Origin of the sequence: Mesorhizobium prunaredense, assembly GCF_900156895.1 — a bacterium.
GTDB classification, from domain to species: domain Bacteria; phylum Pseudomonadota; class Alphaproteobacteria; order Rhizobiales; family Rhizobiaceae; genus Mesorhizobium; species Mesorhizobium prunaredense.
This window is the reverse complement of the sequence record NZ_FTPD01000023.1, coordinates 372,855-394,066: the sequence shown is the minus strand read 5'-3', so window position 1 is coordinate 394,066 and position 21,212 is coordinate 372,855. Positions and strand designations below refer to the sequence as shown.

Annotated in this window: 14 protein-coding genes; 2 read left to right on the top strand and 12 right to left on the bottom strand. The window is 59.9% G+C overall.

Annotated elements, in window-relative coordinates; all coding sequences use genetic code 11:
• Positions 1-117: 117 nt before the first annotated feature.
• From BQ8794_RS19540 to BQ8794_RS19525, 4 genes are read right to left on the bottom strand one after another with little or no spacing between them, the layout of a single operon-like run.
• A complete protein-coding gene (locus tag BQ8794_RS19540) occupies positions 118-1,188 on the bottom strand; it encodes an adenylate/guanylate cyclase domain-containing protein (RefSeq protein WP_077380277.1) in 1,071 nt (356 codons plus the stop codon).
• 3 nt (positions 1,189-1,191) lie between these two features.
• A complete protein-coding gene (locus BQ8794_RS19535; RefSeq protein ID WP_236389330.1) occupies positions 1,192-1,683 on the bottom strand; it encodes a Rab family GTPase in 492 nt (163 codons plus the stop codon).
• Between the two features lie 16 nt (positions 1,684-1,699).
• Entirely contained in the window at positions 1,700-4,765 is a 3,066-nt protein-coding gene (locus tag BQ8794_RS19530; RefSeq protein ID WP_077380275.1) for an OmpA family protein, read from the bottom strand.
• A 7-nt stretch (positions 4,766-4,772) separates the two neighbouring features.
• The gene (locus BQ8794_RS19525; protein ID WP_077380274.1) at positions 4,773-5,438 is read right to left on the bottom strand and encodes a coiled-coil domain-containing protein; all 666 of its coding nucleotides are present in this window, start codon (positions 5,436-5,438) and stop codon (positions 4,773-4,775) included.
• 915 nt (positions 5,439-6,353) lie between these two features.
• Here BQ8794_RS19525 and BQ8794_RS19515 point away from each other — a divergent pair.
• Positions 6,354-9,329, top strand: a complete 2,976-nt coding sequence (locus BQ8794_RS19515; RefSeq protein WP_077380439.1) for a trifunctional glycosyltransferase/class I SAM-dependent methyltransferase/polysaccharide deacetylase — start codon at positions 6,354-6,356, stop codon at positions 9,327-9,329.
• A 49-nt stretch (positions 9,330-9,378) separates the two neighbouring features.
• On the opposite strand, the gene BQ8794_RS19510 is transcribed toward BQ8794_RS19515, so the two are convergent.
• From BQ8794_RS19510 to BQ8794_RS19490, 5 genes are all read right to left on the bottom strand, one after another.
• Positions 9,379-10,059 carry a redoxin domain-containing protein gene (locus BQ8794_RS19510; protein WP_077380273.1) on the bottom strand — a complete coding sequence of 227 codons (681 nt, stop codon included), beginning with the start codon at positions 10,057-10,059 and terminating at the stop codon, positions 9,379-9,381.
• An 18-nt stretch (positions 10,060-10,077) separates the two neighbouring features.
• Positions 10,078-13,377 (bottom strand): ATP-binding protein, encoded by a 3,300-nt coding sequence (locus tag BQ8794_RS19505; RefSeq protein WP_077380272.1) that lies wholly within the window; start codon positions 13,375-13,377, stop codon positions 10,078-10,080.
• 290 nt (positions 13,378-13,667) lie between these two features.
• Entirely contained in the window at positions 13,668-15,053 is a 1,386-nt protein-coding gene (locus tag BQ8794_RS19500) for a hypothetical protein (protein ID WP_077380271.1), read from the bottom strand.
• 201 nt (positions 15,054-15,254) lie between these two features.
• Positions 15,255-15,779, bottom strand: a complete 525-nt coding sequence (locus BQ8794_RS19495) for a GNAT family N-acetyltransferase (protein ID WP_077380438.1) — start codon at positions 15,777-15,779, stop codon at positions 15,255-15,257.
• A 74-nt stretch (positions 15,780-15,853) separates the two neighbouring features.
• A complete protein-coding gene (locus BQ8794_RS19490; RefSeq protein ID WP_077380270.1) occupies positions 15,854-16,678 on the bottom strand; it encodes a hypothetical protein in 825 nt (274 codons plus the stop codon).
• A gap of 190 nt (positions 16,679-16,868) precedes the next feature.
• Between BQ8794_RS19490 and BQ8794_RS19485 the strand changes: the two genes are divergently transcribed.
• On the top strand, positions 16,869-18,284 hold the full coding sequence (locus tag BQ8794_RS19485) for an adenylate/guanylate cyclase domain-containing protein (protein WP_077380269.1): 1,416 nt from the start codon (positions 16,869-16,871) through the stop codon (positions 18,282-18,284).
• Between the two features lie 60 nt (positions 18,285-18,344).
• Here BQ8794_RS19485 and BQ8794_RS19480 read toward each other — a convergent pair whose 3' ends face one another.
• The 3 genes from BQ8794_RS19480 to BQ8794_RS19470 all read right to left on the bottom strand — a co-directional run bounded on the left by BQ8794_RS19480 (position 18,345) and on the right by BQ8794_RS19470 (position 21,210).
• Entirely contained in the window at positions 18,345-18,824 is a 480-nt protein-coding gene (locus BQ8794_RS19480) for a class I SAM-dependent methyltransferase (RefSeq protein WP_077380268.1), read from the bottom strand.
• Between the two features lie 209 nt (positions 18,825-19,033).
• Positions 19,034-20,215, bottom strand: a complete 1,182-nt coding sequence (locus tag BQ8794_RS19475; RefSeq protein WP_077380267.1) for an ABC transporter permease — start codon at positions 20,213-20,215, stop codon at positions 19,034-19,036.
• The gene (locus BQ8794_RS19470) at positions 20,212-21,210 is read right to left on the bottom strand and encodes an ABC transporter permease (RefSeq protein ID WP_077380266.1); all 999 of its coding nucleotides are present in this window, start codon (positions 21,208-21,210) and stop codon (positions 20,212-20,214) included. The genes BQ8794_RS19475 and BQ8794_RS19470 overlap by 4 nt, the downstream gene beginning before the upstream one ends.
• Between the last annotated feature and the right edge of the window lie 2 nt (positions 21,211-21,212).

Sequence of the window (21,212 nt, the reverse complement as noted above, 5' to 3'; positions counted from 1 at the left end):
AGATACTTTTTTCAAGGAAATCGAGCAGCGCCTGTTGCCGATCTGGCGACAATTACCTCATGCCGAGGAACACGCGTCTTTCGGCGATGTCCTCAAACGGCACTGCCAACCGGCAAATCAGGCCGGAAGCCGCCACATTCGCACACGACCTGTACCACGCAATTCCGTTTCCGCGAGCGGGTCGCAAGCAAAATTTGGCCCAAGCAGTTTGCGAGTTGCATCCGATATGCGGATTTCATCGGGCTCCGCTGACGTTTGAATACGTGCGGCGAGATTAACGGTCTCGCCCCACAGGTCATAGGCAAACCGCCTTTTGCCTATGACGCCCGCGACGATTGGTCCTGAGTGAATTCCAATTCTGAGTCTTATCGGTTCTCCTGCGAAGCGTTCGTGCTTAACCGCCTTCCGCAGTTCAAGTGCATAGTGCGCAAGGGCTTCTGCATGATCGGATCGCGCGACGGGCAGGCCAGCGACCACCATCACACAATCGCCGATTGTCTTGATCTTTTCGCAGCCGTATCGTTCCGAGAGCAGATCCGCCGCCTTGAAGAAGTAATTTAAGATAGCCAGCGTTGTCTCGGCTCCGACGCTCCGCGCTCTTTCCGTAAAGCCGACGATGTCGGCAAAAAGCACACTCACGTCAGCATGGTTGTCAGCAATTTGTTCGTCCGCTTTTAACCGCTCCGCGATCGACGCCGGAAGAATGTTGAGGAGTAGGCTTTCGGCGCGCTGGTATTCACGCGACAATCCCTCTTGGCTCTGCCTCAACGCCTCGTTTGTCAATTGTAATTTTTCGTTGAGTTGACGCTCCCTCTCTTGCAGGAGTGTCATTTCATAAGCCTTCTGTTGAAGCCGCTGCCTATTGTCGCGTTCGGCAGTGGCGTCAAGAAAGAGCAGCCATACGAAGTCATTGTCAGCAAAAAGATGAAGGTCCGCGACACGCCCGCTGGGCAGTTCGACCATGGCCATATGATATGGAAGCTCCGGGCAAGGCAGCAAGCCTTCCATGAATGCAAGCTGCTCGGCTACGGGCTTGCCAATGCAAAGTGATGATAGGCCGTAATGTTCAACACTACCGCCCTTCGCAGCGATGCAAAGCTGGGCGTCAATTTTCAGATATGCGACAGAGTGCTCGTTGTAGAAGAAATTATAAATCCAGCCTCTGACTTCTCTTGGCAACGATTGCATGGTCTATTTGGTGACCATCGAAGCAAGCTGACGAAACGCATCGTCAACATGTTCACCCGAAAGCGCGCTTGTTAGATAGATTTGCCATCCAAGTTGCCTCAATTCGTTAATCTCACTATCCGGTATTGCCCATCGGTCGGCCAGATCGGATTTGTTGAACAGCAATACAAACGGCATAGGGCCGAATTCGGCCTCGGCCCGCTCGCGCAGCGTGAGCGCCACGGCAAGAGTAGCGGCGCGGGTTCCATCGACGACAAGCACGAGCCCGCTCGCACCTCGCACATAGCTGACGCGGAATGAGCCGATATCGTCTTCGCCGGCCAAATCCCACAAAATCAGATCCACGGTTTTGTCCGGGAATGCGACACTCTTTTTGTCGATTTTCACTCCCACCGTGGTCAAGTAGGTTTCTGAAAAGATGCTTTGCACAAACCTGCGAACCAGACTCGTCTTCCCGACAGCGAACCCCCCCAACATGCAGATCTTTTTTTGCAATATCCTGGGCTCCGCCCTAGTGGAAGTTTACCGTAACCGAAACTCTGCGATTGGCGGAGCTCCCGGTTCGGCTATTCTCAGTCTCCGCCGGCTCAAAGGTGCCCGCGCCGCGAACCAAAAGCGATTCCGGAGCGACGCCGCGCTTCTTGAGAAGCGCACGAACTGTCTCGGCGCGGGCGGCGCTGATCGACGCGTTGGCCGTCTCACGGCCCACGGCGTCCGAATGCCCAGTCAACATGAACTGTGCTGTTACGCCTGCCTTGCGGGCGTCCTTGGCCAATTCCTTCAACTGATTCGCCAATTTGTCGAGAACCGGCAGTTGCTCTGGTCCCGGTACAGCCTTGCCAGAATCGAAGAGAATGTCGACCGCTTGAATAGCCTCCCTCAAATGCGTGAGTTTCTGAGGGGTCAACTCGCGCAGCTCGGAAATTTCTAGAGAGAGTCCGTCCGCGGCCAGTTGTTGGGCGGCGACCCGCGCCCGATCTATCCAGGCGGCAGGAGCCTCACCCACGACAACGATGCGATCCTTAATGATCGAAAATCGTACTGAATCCGGCGGGGCCAGCGACGCCATCAGTCGCTTCACCACGAACTTCGGATCAAGGCTCTGATAGAATTGCCACTGCGAATGAACGCGAACAGGATCAACCCCTGTTCCGGACAGCAGAGCCTGCGGGTCGGCGGCCTGCGGGTCTCTCAGGCCGGAAATATAGAAATGCCCGCCACTCGCCCTTTGTTGGGCGACGATGATCCCGGGTTGGGCCTCAAGTCGCGACACGTAAGTCTGCCAGTGCTCCGCCGCGCGTGCTTCGGGGCTCACATCACGAACCTTGGAGAAGTCGAATACCGGTCCGCCTGCCTCAAGCTGTCGGGCCGCTACGCGTGCCCGATCTATCCAGGTGTCGGGAGCCTCACCCTCGGCAACGATACGATCCTCGACGATCGAAAGCCGAACCGATTTCGGCGGAGCCAGCGACGCCGTCAGCCGCTTCAACACGAACTCCGGATCAAGGCTCTGATAGAATTGCCACTGCGAATGAACGCGGGCAGGATCGATCTGCGTTCCGGACAGCAAAGCTTGCGGGTCGGCGGCAAGCGGGTCTCTCAGGCCGGCAATATAGAATTGGCCATCGCGCACCTTTTGTTCGGCAACGATAATGCCCGGCTGGGTACTCAGCCGCGACACATAGGCCTGCCAGCGCTCCGCCTCGCGTGCTTCGGGGCTCACATCACGGACCCGGGAGATATCGAATACCGGTCCGCCTGCCGAAAGTTGTCGGGCCGTTGCGCGTGCCCGATCTATCCAGGTGTCGGGAGCCTCACCCTCGGCAATGATGCGATCATTGACGATCGAAAGTCGTACTGAATCCGGCGGGGCCAGCGATGCGGTTAGCCGCTTCAGCACGAACTCCGGCTCAAGGCTCTGATAGAATTGCCACTGTGAATGAACGCGAGCGGGATCGACCTGCGTTCCGGATAAGAGCGACAGCGGGTCGGCGGCAAGCGGGTCTCTCAGGCCGGCAATATAGAATTGGCCATCGCGCACCTTTTGTTCGGCAACGATGATGCCCGGCTGGGTACTCAGCCGCGACACATAGGCCTGCCAGTGCTCCGCCGCGCGTGCTTCGGGGCTCACATCACGAACCTTGGAGATGTCGAATACCGGTCCGCCTGCCGAAAGCTGTCGGGCCGCTGCGTGTGCCCGATCTATCCAGGTGTCGGGAGCCTCACCCTCGGCAACGATGCGATCATTGACGATCGAAAGTCGAACCGATTTCGGCGGAGCCAGCGACGCCGTTAGCCGCTTCAACACGAACTCCGGCTCAAGGCTCTGATAGAATTGCCACTGTGAATGAACGCGGGCGGGATCGACCTGCGTTCCGGATAAGAGCGACTGCGGGTCGGCGGCAAGCGGGTCTCTCAGGCCGGCAATATAGAATTGGCCATCGCGCACCTTTTGTTCGGCAACGATGATGCCCGGCTGGGTACTCAGCCGCGACACATAGGCCTGCCAGCGTTGCCCGGATTGCCAGGAAAGAAGGAACCAACCGCCTGCCGGAATCAAAACCAGCAGGACTGCAGCCACCACTAGCCACGGAAATCCCTGGCTTGAGTCCTCCTGCTTCAGTTCAACGCAGGTCTGCAACTGCGACTCTATGCCGGCCAACTGCGAACTGTCGCCGTCAAACTGCTCTAAAGCCTGTGAGCATTCATCATGGATGCGAAACAACACATCGCGAATTATTTCATGTAATTCCTCTGGCGGATTTCCCCGGATCACCGCGACCAAGGTCGCAAACGGTCCAACTTCCGACCAGAGACGAAGCTCCCCGAAACGGATAGTGTCCAGGCCGCTCTGTTCTTTCTCGTTAAATGAGTCTTTCACAAAATCTTGAATTGCACTAAGCATCGAAGAAATGAGCTGAGGATCTTCGCTCGTTGCATTATCGGCAGTTACATGCGCTATCAAAAGCCCGGAATTGCGGTTAATGAGAAAGACATGCTCTACACGATAGACGAGAGAATGCTTAAGAACAACTTCTGAGAAGCTCGCACCCGTTCTCCAAGCTTCAAATCTCCACTTGAGCCCATGCCAGGTAAATATATGTCTTAAAGTTTCATTCAGCGACTGAAAGGTCTGATCGATCTTTTCCCCGATCGACTTGCGAATTGCCGGCAGAAACACCGGGTATAATATATCCGTAAGCGTACGCGGGCTCTTCTGGATGGACCGTTGGACGGCCCTCTCGACAGCTGGCGCAAGGGCCTCGCCGAGCTGCGCATAAGGCGCACGTGCGGCTGCACTGGGGAGAACACCCCCAACTGCAGACGCAAGCTGCTCAGGTTCGTCGAGCAGGTGCGTAACTCGTGAAAGCTCCGAAATCTCGCGGCCGACCAGCAACTGGCGCAGCGTTGCCATGCGAGGATCGGCGGTTGGAACTCCGTCGAAACGCGCACGATAGTCCGGATCAACGTTCCGGGCAATTTCGACCAATAGACTAGCCAGAGCCTCGCGATCAATCTCTGTATCGTTCGAAGCTGCTTTTTGAGCAAGGCTGATTGGGTCGACGGTCGACGTCAAGTTCCGATCAACTCACTTTCCAGCTACGTTCCGAGTTGCTCTTGCTGCCGACGGGATCCTGATTTAGACATTTTGCAACCTCGACAAACAGGCCAGCCAAAAGATTTCGGTCGGTCTTGACGTTGCTGAGATCGGAAAACATTTTCTCCATTACCATCTGAATGGTTTCATTCTTTTGCTTGATTTCCTCACGCAGCGATTGATCGCTTCGATTTATCCGGTCCGCAACTTCGCGCTCAAGCTCGCTCAATTGATCCGACAACGCGCGCACCTGCTTTTCAAGCGCCTGATTTTGCTCGCGAAGATTCCGGTCGATCTCCTTGTCGGCCTCGGCTCGTGCATCCTTTTCGTTCCGCAATTGCCCCGCAAGCGATTCGACCTGCTTCTTTGCATTTGACTCGTACATTTCAAGATTGCGCTTGGCCTCGGATTCGACATCCTTGAAGCGCTGCAAGAACCGTTCTTCAAGCTTGGAAAAACGGCGGTCATAGTCCTGCATCTGGTTGCCGAACAGCAGATCACGTATCTTGTCGACACCTACAGCGTCGCCGGGGCCTCCGCTCTCGCGAGCCTGGGCCGCCATGAAGGCCAGCCCGTTTCCGTCTGCATTACCTATCAGATTTACGTCCGCTTTATTTGCTGGAGAAGCGCTATTCGAAGATTCCTTGGCCATCCTTGTGCCCCTTCTTTTGAACAACTGCCACAGTGCGAAACTCAGAAACGGACAAGAATGTCAGCAAAATACCCGGCTCGCAAGCCGGAATCTTCTTGACTCAAGCCAATTCGTGCGTCCCTTTTACATCTCTTGGACTAGCAGCAAATAAACGAGTTCCGACTGGTGTAGCTTTCGTATCTCTTGTTATAGAAGCCATAATCGGCTAATCTAATCGACAATTGGATGAACTCTACTATCGAAATGAGCAATACAATATCAGGCTATAGCTACTGGAGCGCGATTAAGTAGCGCGGACTCATTAGAAATATCTAAATTAGATGACATGGCGGTGCACATACTGCCTCGCATCCGGCTGTATACTGCGACGATCAGCTTCCGATGCGGGCCCAACGGTAGAAGGAAGGTCTTCTTTCGCACGGAGAATGGCTGTTCGAGAGTGCACCTCGGTATCGAGGCATTTCGGTCGATAGGAGGGGAGCAGTAGTCCCGATAACTGCAGTCATTCACACCAAAGCTTCAGTGACTTGCTTTATTGCGCCCCGATTGCAAACGACGTCAGTTTGCCATAGCTATTTCACTCGTACGGCGCCAGGGACCGCAGCTTGTGGTCATGGCGCCGATTCCGGGGATCGACATGAGTATGCGGCGTGCTTGCTTTAACGTGCATCTGCGACAGCTGGCGCCCAAGCTCGGCGGCACGGATGCGAATGCTGCGCCAGGCTTCCAGCATCGGTACCACGACAGGAGCAAGTTCCCTTTGCAGCCCAATAGTGGCGTTGCGGCGGCTCGGAAGAATTCGCAGAACACTGTTTGGACACAGCATCCCTAAGGACCGTTTCCTTTGCCAGGAATTCGCGGGCTATGTTCCGGGAGCCTTGTTCTACCTTCGAACCAAGGCGCGGGAAAGACGGCGTGGCGCATAATCCCTTGGTTTCAATCGTGGTTCCTGCGCACAACGCGGAGGTGACGCTGGCGCGGGCACTCGATTGCCTTGTCGATCAGGAAATAATGGATTGGGAGGCGATCATCGTCGACGACGCCTCCACGGACGCCACCGCCGCGATTGTCGCCGGGTATGTGGAGCACGATGCCCGGTTTCGGATGTTGAGCTCTTGCGCGTATAGCGCCGCCGGCGCGCGCAATAGCGGGATCTCGACAGCGCGCGGCCGCTGGCTCATGTTCCTGGATGCGGACGATTGGGTGGACGCCGGCTTTCTTGCAAAAATGCTGGCCGCACTTGAAGCCGCGCCCGATGCGGTCGCCGCCTATTGCGGTTTCCGGCGCGTAATGCCCGATGGCGAACTCACCCCGTCGAGCATCCCGACGGAAGTTGCGACCCAGCCCTTCGAAACATTCGCCCGCCGGTGCGCCATCCGCACTCACGCGCTGCTCGTCGACCGGAAGACAATTGTCGAGTTGGGCGGCTTCGATGTTTCGCTGCGCACCTGCGAGGACTGGGATCTGTGGCAGCGCCTGGCACGTCTAGGCAAACGTTGGGTGATGGTCGACGAGCCGCTCGCTTTCTATCGGGCCAGCCCCAACTCGCTCACCCGCAATTCGACACAGATGCTGGCCGATGCGGAAATCGTGATCGCCCGCGGCTTTTCTGCTGATCCCAGGGTCAAACAGCCAGCATCGGCTCACGCCAATGGTGCGATCGAAACGAATGGCCGCACCGCTTCCGAAGCACTCGCGTGGTTCGCGTTGTGGAACGCCGTGTCGGATTGCGGCTGCGGCCGCCGCTCGATCAGCCCGCAGACCCTGCGCGCGCTCCCGGCAGGACGTAAGTGGGCGCGTGAGATCGCCAAAGTGGCCTTCGATGGCCTTACGGTAGGAAGCCTATCGGTGCCAGCGCAATTGGCTGCCAGGTGGGGCAGGTTCGGCGGCTCCCTCACCGAGTTGATCACCGAACTCGGCAAGGTCTGGAACGATCCCGTCGCGGGTCGCCGCGTCCAGTATCACCTTGAGGAAATGCTTCTCGACGTCGACGATCTTGCCGCGCCGCGCAGGCTGGCGCGGACGCTTGGAATTCGCGTCGATATTCGAAATCCGACGTCGATCGAGCTTCCGGAAGGAGTCGATCAAATTTATGCCTATCTGATGATGGATGGCCAGATCGAGGCTGTCGTGCAGTTCGGCGTACTCGGGAAAGTGACAAGACGCCATTGGATTGAATTGGCCCGGGATTTCGTGCCCCCTGAGCGGCTTATACACAGTGCCGCCCGGCTTGCGAGGCGACCGCCTGTACATGCCCCGCAACAGGGCGCCGGCGCCGACAAGTCAGACATATCTGCATCCGAGGCATTGTCCATCGCGGGACGCCGATCTGATCGGGACGGCCACTTCGGCAAACTCGCGCGGTTGGCCGCGGAAGCGCGCGGGCTGGTTCGGTCGAGCGCCGAAGCTACAGAGCCGCTTTCAGTGCCGCGCCGTGCATCGGCAGCGGATGGGCACGGCAATGATCGCACGTCGTTCTGGAATCGCCGTTTCGCGACCGAGGATCCCTGGAACTACGGTTCGTCCTATGAGCAGGAAAAATATGAGCGGCAGCTCGAAATTCTGCCTGCCGGTCCCATCGGACGGGCGCTTGAGCTGGCCTGCGCGGAGGGCCACTTCACGCGGCAGCTGGCGCCGCGAGTGGGCCATTTGACCGCAACCGACATCTCCGCCGTAGCCATCGGGCGAGCGCGCGCGCGATGCAGCGATCAGCCGAATGTTGAGTTCGGCGTACTGGACTTCTGCGCGGACACACTGCCTGGTGAGATGGACCTGATCGTCTGTTCGGAAGTGCTCTACTATCTGGATGATCTCGCCGAGTTGCGGCGCATCGCAAAAAAAATTGTTGAGGCATTGGCGCTTGGCGGCAGTTTCATCAACGCACATGCATTCGTGTTACGTGACAATGTTGAAAGGACCGGCTTCGACTGGAACACATTCGGTGCACAACCGATCTCAGAGACGCTGGCAGCGACCGAAGGCCTCGTCCTCGATCAATCGATCCAGACCGAGCTCTATCGCATAGACCGCTTCCGCCGCCTGTCACCGGACGAGGTGGCGACGGAACCGATGATCGATCATGCGCCAATCCGCGCGCGCCTCGAAATCGGGGTCGCGCGAAATATCGTCTGGGGCGGGGCGCGGGCCTTGCGCCGCGACGTTGCGCGTAGCGAGCGGCGGCAGCGTATCCCTGTCCTCATGTATCACAGCGTCGCCGATGAAGGTCCGGCCGCGCTCGCCCGTTTTCGGCTCACGCCCGCCGCATTCCACAGCCAGATGGCATGGCTGCGCGCCAATGGCTTTCACGCGATCATGTCCGAGCAGCTGGAATGGTTCATCGCCAACCGTCACCCTTTCGCTGGCCGCCCAGTGCTCATCACCTTCGATGACGGCTTCCAGAACTTTGCCGATCATGCCTGGCCGACCTTGCGCGCGAACGACCTGACCGCGGAAGTGTTCCTGGTGACGGACCTGGTGGGCGCAAGCGCACAGTGGGACGCCGACAGCGGTCCGCCGACGCAGCTTATGGACGCCGCGACGGTGCGACGCCTCGCCGCCGAAGGTGCGTTTTTCGGAAGCCACATGGCGACGCATCGCGCGATCGATGGCCTGTCGAGCTCTGACCTGGCCAGCGAGCTGCTTCGCTCTCGAATGTTCATCGAGCGCTGGACCGGTCGGCCAACCACGGCGTTCGCGGCACCCTTCTCTGTCACCGACCGACGGCTTGGCCGGCTGGCCAAGGAGTGCGGCTATCGGATCGGCTTCGGCGGCAGACACGGGCCGGCGGACCTCGATTGCGATCCCATCGACCTTCCACGCATCGAGATTCGCGGGGATCGCTCGCTCGATGACTTTGTTGCCAGGGTCGAGGCCGTGCTCGAAGAGCGGTGAACTTGTCAGTGTCATTTCAGTGTCCCGCCCGTTTACCTCGTTCGCAAGTCTATTGGGCGACTTGGGACACGGCTGACATCAGCTCCTGCGGGCTTGGCGCCCCAAACATGTATCGCCCACCCTCTGGAACCTCGGTGAAAGTCCAGCGGACGATCCCCTGCCGGTCCAGCAGGAACTGACCTATCAATTGTCCGTGTCCCGTTGCCATCATCTGCTCGTCGGCTTCGGTCACTTCGTAATTGTCCTTCTTGTCGAGGAATTCGCTGGCCGCAAAAGGATCCATCGGACCGGGCAACTCGCCTGGTATGTCGACCCGCATGTCCTTTGCCGCTGCCATCGAGACCTTGTACGGCCAGATCGTCTCGTTTTGGGTGAATTCGAGATTGGGCAGTCCAAAAGCACGATGTGAAGCGCGTTCAGGGTCGGAGGCCGCAAGCAGATTCGGCATAGGGTGGTAGCGGAAATAGAGACGCGCCCGTTCGATCGGCGTGTTGACTACCGTCAGGCTCTCCACGCCCTTTTCGCGCAGTTCCGGATCAAGCCGCGCCTGGGCGGCGATATGGCGCCGGCAAAACGCACAATGCAGACCTCGAAACAGGCCGACCAGCACCGGTTTTTGCCCGCGAAAGTCGTCAAGCGCGATCTTGCCTTCCTGGGTAATGGCGTCGAGTACCAAGTTCGGCGCACGGTCACCCGGTTGAAGCGGTACCAAGTCACTACGCGCGGACATTTCCAACCTCCATCCCGGCTAGTCGAGAAAAGGCAGCACCACAAGCGCTTCCGGGTCGAGCCCGTGCTGGGCGCATATACCCTGCGCCAGGGAAAAGTAGCGTTCGGCCTCGGCCAGATTGTCGAGGTCGAGATTAAGCGTTGCAAGACCATCATAGCACGGAAACAGCAGTTGGGGCTCGCCCGTTTCGCGGGCCACGTCCAGTGCTTCGTGGAACAAGCCAACCGCCAGTTCCGGACGGCCGTTGCACTGGTGGATCTGCCCAAGCACGATCAACGGCACCGGCAGGTGCTCGCGCTGGTCGAGCGCCCGGTCGATCTCGATGGCCTTCTCGGCAGCAGGCACGCCCTCCGTTGGACAGCGATCCGTGAAAGTACAACAAGCGACCGCCAGATTGGCGAGGAGGCGCGCCTGGAATCCCAGATCACCAATATGGCGCGCCACTTCAAGACCGCGCCGACAGACCTCCATCGCCTGTGCCGGATCGATGGTCGTGTAAAGCACGCCGAGGTTGGTGTAGCCGCGGCAGGCCGCGCCCAGTAGACCGGCGGCTTCGGCCAATTCAATGCTACGCTCAACCTCACGCACGGCTTCACGGTTTCGCCCAAGGCGAGCCAGCGCAACAGCCTTGGTATTAAGTGCCTCGGCGGTCACAAGAGTGGCATCACACCCTACCTCGGAGACATGCTCCGTTGTCAGAGAGCGTACGCAATCCAGCGCCGCGTCTGCCCATTTTGCCGCGAGAGCGTGATCTCCGCTACGGAACGCCTGACGGCCACGTTCTTGCCAGAGATGCGCCTGCTCGATCGGGGCATCCGCTCCATCGAGGAGCGCTGCCGCTTCAGCATAGCGGGATTCTGCATTGTCCCGCTTGCCGACATCCCAGAGCAGCCGACCGATCTTACGCAAAACGCGCGCCGACGCGACACGATTGGCTGACTCGCGGTATGCCTGCAACACCGTCTCGTAGTGGCGGTGCGCGATCTCGCGGCGGCCTACCGGGCCGCTCAAATCAGCAATGCGCTCTGCAATTGCCAGTTTGAGCGGTGTTTGCCCGATCGCGCCCAACGCAGTCAGTGCTCGCTCGTAGAAACGAAGGGCGTCGTCGTTGGCGTATATCATGCGAGCGCGATCGCCCGCCGCCTGCAGGTAATGCGCGCCCCTCTCCCGCTCGGCGCTCTGTGCGAAATGATGACCGAGCACGGTCAAATCCTCGAGCCGTTCCGGCTTGTCGCCGCACAGTTTCTCCAAGGCAGCACCTACCCGCCCGTGGATGTCGGTCCGGCGCTGCAGGAGCAGATTCTGGTAGATCACGTCCTGCAGCAATGTTTGCGTAAAGCGGTAGCTTTGCGACGAGACCGAGCCTGATCCGGCAACTTCCTCGATGATTTCCGCATCGCAAAGCAGTTCGCAGCCGGCTTCTAGCCGGCCGGGATCGGCTGTCACGGTTTTCAGAAGTGTGGCATCGAAGCGCGGGCCGATTACCGCGGCTTCCTGGGCCAACCGGCGCACCTCTTGGGGCAGCCGGTCGACGCGAGCAAGCAACATTGCCTGGATAGTGGCGGGAATGCCGGTTGCGATTTCGCCTGCCACGGTCCGCCATCGCTGGCCCTCGCGCATCAGTACACCGCGATCGATAAGGCCGCGGACGATCTCCTCTACAAAAAGGGGGTTGCCGCCCGCGCGCTCAAGGATCTGGTCGAGAAGCCCTCCTGCGGAGTTTACCCAGCTCTCGCCGAAAAGCGCCGCCAGCAGGCTGCGTCCGTCATCACTGTTGAGCGGCGAAAGCCTGAGCGCTGTGTGACTGACCCGACTTGAGTCGAGCTGGCCGTTGTCCGGCGCCGGGCGATGCGTGACCAGCAACATCAACCGCGTGCGTTCCAGCCTGTCCATCACGAAACGCAGTGTCTCGAGCGACACGGCGTCGGCCCAGTGCAGGTCTTCGACGACAATCAATAGCGGCGACAACGCAAGCCGCCGTTCGATGATTGTGCGGACTGCGTAGAGAATTTGCCGCCGCAGCTGCTCGGGCTCGATATGCTGCAAGGTGGCATCGGGGTCGCCAAGGCCGAGCACATGGTAGAGCAAAGGCATCAGCCGCTTCGCCTCCTCGCCCTGCAGGCCGAGATCGGCAAGCAAGCCTGCGAGCTTCCCCCGCATTTCGTCCCCATTGTCGTTTTGCATCATCCCGGCAGCGCTGCGCACCACTGCGCCCAAGGCGCCAAATGATTGTTCGCCCAGCGGTGAGCACGTGGCCTGCCGCACGGCGACGTTGCGAAAACGATCCTCGTCGCCGACGCGGGCGACGAACTCGTTCACCAGCCGCGATTTCCCGATACCGGCTTCTCCGACGAGGCGGACAAGTTGGGCCGAGCCGCCGCACGCCTGGTCAAGGCTCGCCAGCATTCTATTGAGCTCCGCACCACGACCTATTATCGGCGCACTGAGGCCGAGCGCCTCGAGCCCACGCGCTGCACGCGGCGCCGCAAGCGGTGCATCCAGTCGATGGACGAGCACACTGCCAGCCTTGCCGCGAAGCACGACATCACCCAGCGACTCGTAAGAGAAGGCATGCCGGGTCAGCCTGTGCGTGAGCTCGCCTACCAGCACCTCACCCGGTGCGGCCAGCGATTGCAGGCGTTGCGCCGTATTCACTGTGTCGCCGGTCACCGAATAGGATTTGGCGGTGCCGATGCCCAATCCACCAGTAACGACGGGACCAGTGTTTATGCCGATGTGGAGCAACAGAGGCGAGCCGGAGTGGGGGGTGCTTTCGCCGAGCCGCGCCGTCCGGGCGATCATGTCGAGAGCGGCGCGAAGCGCACGTTCCGGATCGTCCTCATGCGCGACCGGCGCACCGAACAAAGCGAGCAGTGCATCGCCGATGAATTTGTCGACGAAACCACCAAAGTTTCGCACGGCCGCCGTCAATTCCTTGAACAGTTCGTTCTGCAGCGCTTGCATGACCTCGGGGTCGAGCTGCTCGCTGAGTGTCGTGAAGCCGCAAAGGTCGGCGAACAGGACCGTTACCGTCCGGCGATCGGCGTCAGAGACGGGATACAGGCCATCTTCGCTTTCGATGTTCGGAAGCAGCGACGGAGTTCGAGAAGGCTGCACAATGGTCCGGCTTGGCGTCGGAGCAGGCCGTTCGACGGCTTTTGCGGGCGCACCGACGCTTGCCCCACATTTCGGACAGAACTCGAAATCAGGTGCGCAGCGGTAGCCGCAACTGGCGCATGGCACGGGCTGGCGCCTGCCACACCTCGGACAGAAAGCGTAACCGCCCTCAACCTCGAAACCGCAGCCCGAGCAGTCCATCGAACAAGACCTCACTAGGGGCCGTGACGGCGTGATCTCGCTACGCACTTCACGGCCAAGATATTCACAAGAATGAACCGATAGCCGTCGACCAGCAAGCGGCAGCGCAAATGGACATCAAGCGATCAGTGTGGGTCCGGTGGCAGGGCGCTGCCGATCGAGGTGGAAGCCGTCGTCGAAATCCCGAAAGGCATCAGCGTCAAGGAAGCGGCCGGATCAGACGCCAGAGGCTCACCGACAGATCGCCGTCGCTTGCGGTTGCGCACCAGAAAATCAACCTGAAGCAGGGCTCAGCTCGCCTTGATCTCAGCCTGGCCGATCTTGCGCCATCGGGCGTTTTCGCGAACCAGTTTCAGGTCGTCGGTCGTCTCGGCAAGTGTCCGCAAACGGTATTGCCGGAGCAGGTCCGGGAAGAGCGCCCCTTCCGGCAGACCGGCAAGCTGCTCGCGGACCGAGCTCTTTTCATCAATGACCCGCATGCCCCAGGCATTTTCCCGAACCTGCAGCTCCGCAGCCAGATCGCGCTCTTCCGGCGCGTTTTCGTCGAGCGCAGCCAGCAGGATCGAGTGGAAAAGCGCTACATATCCAATCTGTCTCAGGCCGCCCACAACCCGTACGCGCGGCAATATGGCAAGAACGAGGAACACCAGGAACGCGTTCGGCAGCAACACGCCCTCCAGCAGCGCCTGCCTGAGATGCGGCCGCTCGAACGGGATAGAAAGGCCATGCGGCCTGTCGGGCTCGATCAGGTGCCCGTTCTCGAGGACGAGCTTGCGCACGCGCTCCTCGCGGATGCCCCAGAAATAGGCCGTGGCATTGGGCAGGAAACGGCCAAACGGGCTCGATGCGGCCTCTTGCAAGGCACGTTCGAGACGCTGGCGTCTTGCGGGCTCGATGAGCAGCCTGGAAAGAAGGCTGCCATCATATTCCAGATGCCGCGCCATGGCAGCCGCGGCGAGCCGGTCATCGATGAAAACCGGCAGGGCCATGCCGGAACGATCCCAATCGGCGACCAGATCTTCGTTGAGGGCTGTCAGCGCATCGGCGGCGGTTCCAAACACCTTGTCCTGACTGGCAAGCAGCATGCCCAGCCAGCGGCTGGCATCCGTTTCGTCGCCCACCGCTTCGAGCGCGCGCTTGTTCAGGGTGACAGGACCGGCCGCGCAGGCGCTTTTTTTGCACAGTTTGCGGCGACCTATGCCAAACAGGTTGACCTTGTCGTCACCGACATCGAGCCATCCCGGCCCCTCCCGGCCAATTGTCTCCATGGTCATCGTCGTCCCCATGAAAGCGAAGAAGGCCGACAGCCCGTTTTCGACCGCGCCGAGCCAGGCAAGCAGGAGGGCATCGAAGGTGATCCGGTCCATCAGAAGCAGGCAGTGCAGGCCGGACTGAATCACCGGTCTGTGCTCGAACTCGTCGAGGGCCTTGCCGATCTCTTCAGGCTGCATGATCGCACCAAGGCGCTGATGCAGGACTTCGCGCAGGATCGAGCGGGCAGCGATCGCCGGGCCCGATGCAGGCCTTGCCACCGGCCGCCACAGATGGCGGGCGTAATCGGAAACCGGCGCGTTCCAGTTCTGCTCGATGTCACGCACGACTTCCGGGCAGAGCAGCGACAGCACAGCCAGAATTTCGACTGGAGGCGTAGGGGTTGGGTCAAAAACGGCGGTCATTGGTCCCGTCTAGCCGCTTGCGGTGCAAACGCCAAGGGAGGCCAGACTTGCTGGATGCGGCCGGCCCAGCTCGTCAACTCGATCAAATGGTGTGAGACGCAATTGACCGTATCCTATGGAGTTCTCCATTAGCAATCACCTGTCGCCGACTCGGCACGAGTTGTCAGATTGGCTAAACAGCCAAGGGCCAAACAGCGGATCTTAGAACCGCAGCCGGGCCATGCTCAGGAGGTCGTGGTACTGCCCGTCAGTAAAACCAGCCTTCACATGCCGGCCTTCGACCTCGAAGCCGTGACTTGTGTAGAGACGGATGGCCGGCTCGTTGTCGGCATAGACGGTCAATTCGACGCGCTTCAGGGCGCGCCAGTTGTCGGCCACGTCAAGCAGCGCGCCAAGTATGGCAGAGCCGATGCCCTTGCCAACAAAGGCATCGTCAAGGCCGATATTGATCTCGCCGATATGCGAACGGCGCGGCGAACCCTGCACGACCAGGCTGCCATGGCCGACGACCCTGCCGTCCAACTCGGCAACGATCCAAGTGGTTTCCTGGCCGGACTTGGCGATGCGCCGCTCCACCTGCTCCACCATCTCGAAGGGCATCCTGAGCGTGCCCGAGCGGAAGCCCGGCATGTTGAAGATAGCGCAAAGCGCCTCCGCATCGCTTGGCCGGACGGACCGGAGCTGCGGCTGGATTTTCTCGGAGGATGGCGAGGTCGTGCTGGTCATGGCGTTCCCGGCGAAGGCTATCGGCCCGGCACGATGCACCGGACGTCACCTGAAAATCCAGCCGTCTCTGCAGCCTATGACGCCGATTGCGAGCTAAAATACCGAGAGGCGGCGTAGAGTTTGAAGACGCCGCTGATGCCGATCCAGCCTAAAAGGGCGAGCCAGCACAATGTCCCGGTCGCTGTCCAGTCGATCCGGTGCACCGCAGCGTCGGTGATAACGAGGCCAAGGATGGCAAGCAGGCCAACCAGAAACTGCGCCAAGCCGAGCACCAGCAGTTCCTCGCGCGGCGCGCTTCTCCAGACGAGATATATACCGCCCGCACCGGCCAGGAAGATGGCGCTGTAGACCTGAGCGTGGAAGGCATCGATCGGCCATGGCCAGATGCTGCCGAATGTCAGGGGAAACAGCAACAGGCCGACGCCATAGAGCCCAAGGATCGCCGATTCCACCGGCATGTAGCCGCGCCATACGGGGTTTAAGGTCACGCCTTTTGCAGAAGGACGGGCCCTGGCCCGCCACAGGAACAGCCCGGATACCGCGACCGAAGCGAGATAGACCAAAAACCAGAGCCAGGGCGCTTTGCGCTCGAAGTTGAAATAGCCGAGATTGATGAACGAAGCCGCCGACACGATGACGGTGAAGATGAAGGCCATGACGAGCACGAGCCGGCCGGGCGACCAGCGATTCCAGACCAGCAGCGCCGCCATCACGACCATTTCGGCGGTATAGAAGCCGCCGAGGAAGCGGGCATTGAACGGCGTGACGGCCCAAGGCCAGCGCGGCTTGACCAGCACAGGCGCGAAAAACAGGCCGGCGCCGACGATCAGGACGATGATGACCACCACAGAAAAAAAGCGCAGGGCCGCAGGAAATGGCGGGTTGTTGGATGTCGGCATGGGAGAAAGTCCCAAAGATGAATGCCCCATTGCCCATCATAGTGCCGCTAGCGGCCGGTGAAAATCCGCCGAATGGAAATTGAACTGTCACCAGGCCTATCTATTCGAATGGCCGTACGATGCGTTTCGAAGTAAGATGGAGCACTCGGACCAAAGACGCCTCCAGGGCGCATTTTCCGGAGCCTGCACGATGAACGAAGCTCAGGACCTGTTCTCGCTTCTGCGGCAATCGACCGATGTCGATCCGCAGGCAATCGACGCGATCAGGCGAACCATCGCGGAGGGCAAGGACCGCGAACTTTGCCGCATCAATGCGCCAGCCTTCGCCAGCAAGCATGGCCTCGACGAGGAACGCGCCATAAGCGCCTTTCTCCATGCGGCACGGGTGGGCATCTTCGACATTTCCTGGAATGTTCTATGCCCCGGCTGTGGCGGCGTGCTCGACACCAACGCCACGCTGAAAACCCTGCAGAAGGACGAATACACCTGCGCGCTGTGCTCCGAGGGCTATTCGCCGACCCTCGACGAGATGGTCGAGGTGACATTCACCGTCAGTCCCCGCGTGCGCAGGATTGCCGCCCACAATCCACACGAACTGCCGTTGGTGGAATATTTCCGCCAGATCTACTGGGCGTCCGGCGTCGATCTGCCGGAAGAGGATTTCGCGAAAAAGATAGAAGCGTTCTCACTGGAGGATATCGAGCTTGCCCCCGGTGAAAAGGCGGTTCTGCCCATCCAGCTTCCGTCTGAATTCGTCATCGTGTTCGAGCCGGTCACCCATTCAGCGCAGTTCATCGACGGGAAGGGCGAACCAACAAAAGAGCGCCGAAGCCTCTCTTTGGTCTTCGACCGCGACCATGTCCAGAACCAGACTCTGGAGATGCAACCCGGCCCGTTGCGCATTTCGCTGGAGAACAGGACCGACACCCGCGTGCTGCCGACGGTCTTCATCGCCGGCCAGGAATTGCATGATCTCCTGGGCAAACGCCGGCCCTTCCTGACCGCCAAGCGCCTGCTCACCAACCAGACGTTCCGCGATCTCTATCGCACGGATACGCTCGACATCGACCAGCGCCTGAAAATCACCAGCCTGACCTTCCTGTTCACCGACCTGCGCGGATCGACCGAGCTTTACGAGCGGGTGGGCGATCTTTCAGCCTTCGATCTCGTGCGCGTGCATTTCCAGGTTCTGCACGAGATCGTCGCGGCGGAGGCAGGCGCGGTGGTGAAGACGATAGGTGATGCGGTGATGGCGACCTTTGCGACGCCTGATCGTGCGATCGCTGCGGCCCTCAGGATGCGCGATGCCATGCGTGAGCTCAACGACAAGAGCGGGCGCGAGGATCTGCTGCTCAAGATCGGAGTCCATGCCGGCCCCTGCATCGCAGTGTCTATGAACGAGCGACAGGACTATTTCGGCCAGACGGTCAACATCGCTTCGCGGGTCCAGAACCTTGCCAACGCACAGGCGATCTTCGCCACTCGTGCGGTGGTCGACGACAATCTCACCGCCGATCTGTTGCACAGGCACTCGCTGACGCCCGTGCCCCACGAGGTCTCGCTGCGCGGCATTGAGCGGGAGATAGCCGTCTATACGATCCCCTGAAGACTTGGCCCCTGAAGACTTGGCCCCTGACGATTTGGCCCTGACGATCGTCTCGGCCCCTCACACGCGCCTGCAGACAAAATAACGATCGGCGGGCACCGAAGGCGGTGGCGGGAGGCGTTGCAACAGCGGGTGATCGAGCGGCGTGCCGCTGACCGCGAAGCCGCCGACGCGAAGCAGGCTCGCGATCAGATCGGGAAGCCAGGTAGAGGTCACTGCATCACGATCGTCATAGCCGGTGCCGATGTCGGCATGAACAAGAGCCGCGTCGATGCCAATGAACCTCTTCGCCGTCTCGCGTATTTCGCCGAGCACGAAGTCTTCAGCGTCGGGAATTGAGCTGGCGTGTGCGCTAAGTTCGCGGTCGAACACCACGATCCGGCGTCCGGGCAGGCGCTCGCGCAGATGGTGGAACGTCCGGCCGTTGCCGAGGCCGAGCTCGAGCACCAGCCCTTCCATCTTCGCCACCTCGGGGCAAACTTGATCGAGAATGTCCCGCTGTGCGGTCATCCTGCTGATGAAATTCTCAAGGCGAGTCATATGCGTTTGTGTGTCCGGAAACCAGCTCAAGAGATCGGCAAGGCCCGCGACCAGAACGGTTCACGGTGAAACCCGAGGGCGACGTGTTAAACCCCGATCGCGTCTCGGCACATATAGAGGCGAACGATGAACGCTGCAATAACCGGACAGGCTGCCGACAGGATCATACCGGGTGGAGTCGGCGGCCGGCGCGCGGCGGAATAGCGATCTCACTTGTAGGGGTCTGCGGCGTCCCGCAGGCCGTCGCCGAGGAAGTTGAACGCCAGGATGACGAGAATGACGGGAAGCATCGGCAAAAGCAGCCATGGATAGAACGCGATGACGCTGACGCTGCGCGCCTCGGTGAGCAGGATGCCCCAGCTGGTTATCGGCGCCCTCAGGCCGAGCCCGAGGAAGCTCAGCGCCGTCTCGCCCAGGATCATGCCGGGTATGGAGATCGTGGCCGTCGCGATCAGATGCGACATGAAGCCGGGAATGAGATGCCGCCCGATGATGCGGCTGCTTCTGGCGCCCATCAATTGCGCGGCCAGAACGTAATCCTCCTCGCGCAAGGCTAGAAGCTTGGAACGCACGGCCCGCGCCAGTCCGGTCCAGTCGAGCAGCCCGAGGATGACGGTGATGCCGAAATAGATCAGGATCGGACTCCAGGTTATCGGCATGATCGCCGCCAGAGCCAGCCACAGCGGAATGCTGGGGATCGATTGCAGAACTTCGATTATCCGTTGAACGATCAGGTCGAAAATACCGCCGTGATAGCCGGCCAGTCCGCCGATCACAATGCCGAGCAGGAAGCTGAAACTGATGCCGACGAGGCCAATTGTCAGTGAAATGCGTGCGCCATAGATGATGCGCGAGAGTACGTCGCGCCCCAGCCTGTCAGTGCCGGCCAGAAAGAGCTGGCCGTTTTCGGCAGGGCAGACAAAATGCCTGTCACCTTCGATCAGACCCCAGAACAGATAACTGTCGCCCTTGCAAAAGAAACGGATCCGCTGAACATCATCCTGATTCTCGATGTAGTTCCGCTTGAGCGTTTCCATATCCAGCGTCATCTGGCGGCCATAGACGAACGGCCCGACGAACTGGCCGTTGTGGAACAGGTGCACCCGCTGCGGCGGCGAATAGATGTAGTCCATGTTGCGCGTGTGCAGATTGTAGGGCGCCAGGAACTCGCAGATCAGTATCCCGAAATAAAGCGCTGCCAGGAATATGCCGGATATAACGGCAAGCCGGTGCTCCCGGAATTTCCACCACATCAGCCGCAACTGCGACGCCTGAAAGACCTTCGACTGCTCCGGCGTCATCGCCTCGACCGACTGCAGGTCAAAGGGCGCGCTGGAAACGTAGTGTTGCAGCGGAGCACCCGGAGCGGGCAGCGGCGAATGCGTGCTCATTTGGTGCTGCCACCCTGCAAACGAATTCGTGGATCAAGCAGCGCCAGCGCCAGGTCGGAAATCAGGACACCGATGACCGTCAGGAAGGCGAGGAACATGAGGAACGACCCTGCCAGATACATGTCCTGGCTTTGCAGCGCCTTGATCAGCATCGGCCCGGTCGTTTCCAAAGACAGGACGATCGCCGTGATTTCGGCGCCGGAGATGATGGCCGGCAGGATAGAGCCGATGTCGGAAATGAAGAAATTGAGCGCCATGCGCAGCGGATATTTGACCAGCGCCTTGAACGGATGAAGGCCTTTGGCGCGCGCGGTCACGACATATTGCTTGTGTAGCTCGTCGAGAAGATTGGCGCGCAGCCTCCGGATCATGCTTGCCGTGCCCCCGGTGCCGATGATCAAGACCGGAATCCAGAGATGGGCGAGGATCGACTTCGCCTTGGCCCAGCTCATAGGCTCGCCGAGATATTGCTGGTCCATGAGATGGCCGATGGATGTGCCGAACCAGATGTTGGCGAAATACATCAGGATCAGCGCCAGCATGAAGTTCGGAATGGCAAGGCCGAGAAGGCCGAAGAGAGTCAGGCCGTAGTCGCCCCAGCTGTATTGATGCGTGGCGGAGTACATGCCGATCGGAAAGGCGATGAGCCAGGTGAAGATGATCGTGACGAAGGAAACCAGCACGGTCAGCCACATTCGGTCCCCGACGACGTCGCGAACCGGCAGCTCATATTCGAAGGAATAGCCGAAATCGCCGTGCAGCATCCCGCCGACCCAGTAGAAGTAGCGAATGATCGGTGGCTGGTCGAAACCATAGTCCTTGCGCATCATCTCGATGCGATCGGAATCCACCGCTTCGCCCTGAGCCCGAAGCTCGGCAACATAGCTGTCGAAATAGTCGCCTGGTGGAAGTTCGATGATCGTGAACACCAGTGCCGATATGACCAGCAGCGTTGGAACCATCACGGCGATGCGCCAGACAAAATATCGAAGCACGC

Bases quoted from the DNA above. Each gene is read 5' to 3' on its own strand.
- BQ8794_RS19540 (WP_077380277.1), bottom strand. From the start codon at position 1,188: ATGCAATCGTTGCCAAGAGAAGTCAGAGGCTGGATTTATAATTTCTTC.
- BQ8794_RS19525 (WP_077380274.1), bottom strand. From the start codon at position 5,438: ATGGCCAAGGAATCTTCGAATAGCGCTTCTCCAGCAAATAAAGCGGAC.
- BQ8794_RS19510 (WP_077380273.1), bottom strand. From the start codon at position 10,059: ATGTCCGCGCGTAGTGACTTGGTACCGCTTCAACCGGGTGACCGTGCG.
- BQ8794_RS19505 (WP_077380272.1), bottom strand. From the start codon at position 13,377: ATGGACTGCTCGGGCTGCGGTTTCGAGGTTGAGGGCGGTTACGCTTTC.
- BQ8794_RS19500 (WP_077380271.1), bottom strand. From the start codon at position 15,053: ATGACCGCCGTTTTTGACCCAACCCCTACGCCTCCAGTCGAAATTCTG.
- BQ8794_RS19495 (WP_077380438.1), bottom strand. From the start codon at position 15,779: ATGACCAGCACGACCTCGCCATCCTCCGAGAAAATCCAGCCGCAGCTC.
- BQ8794_RS19490 (WP_077380270.1), bottom strand. From the start codon at position 16,678: ATGCCGACATCCAACAACCCGCCATTTCCTGCGGCCCTGCGCTTTTTT.
- BQ8794_RS19485 (WP_077380269.1), top strand. From the start codon at position 16,869: ATGAACGAAGCTCAGGACCTGTTCTCGCTTCTGCGGCAATCGACCGAT.
- BQ8794_RS19480 (WP_077380268.1), bottom strand. From the start codon at position 18,824: ATGACTCGCCTTGAGAATTTCATCAGCAGGATGACCGCACAGCGGGAC.
- BQ8794_RS19475 (WP_077380267.1), bottom strand. From the start codon at position 20,215: ATGAGCACGCATTCGCCGCTGCCCGCTCCGGGTGCTCCGCTGCAACAC.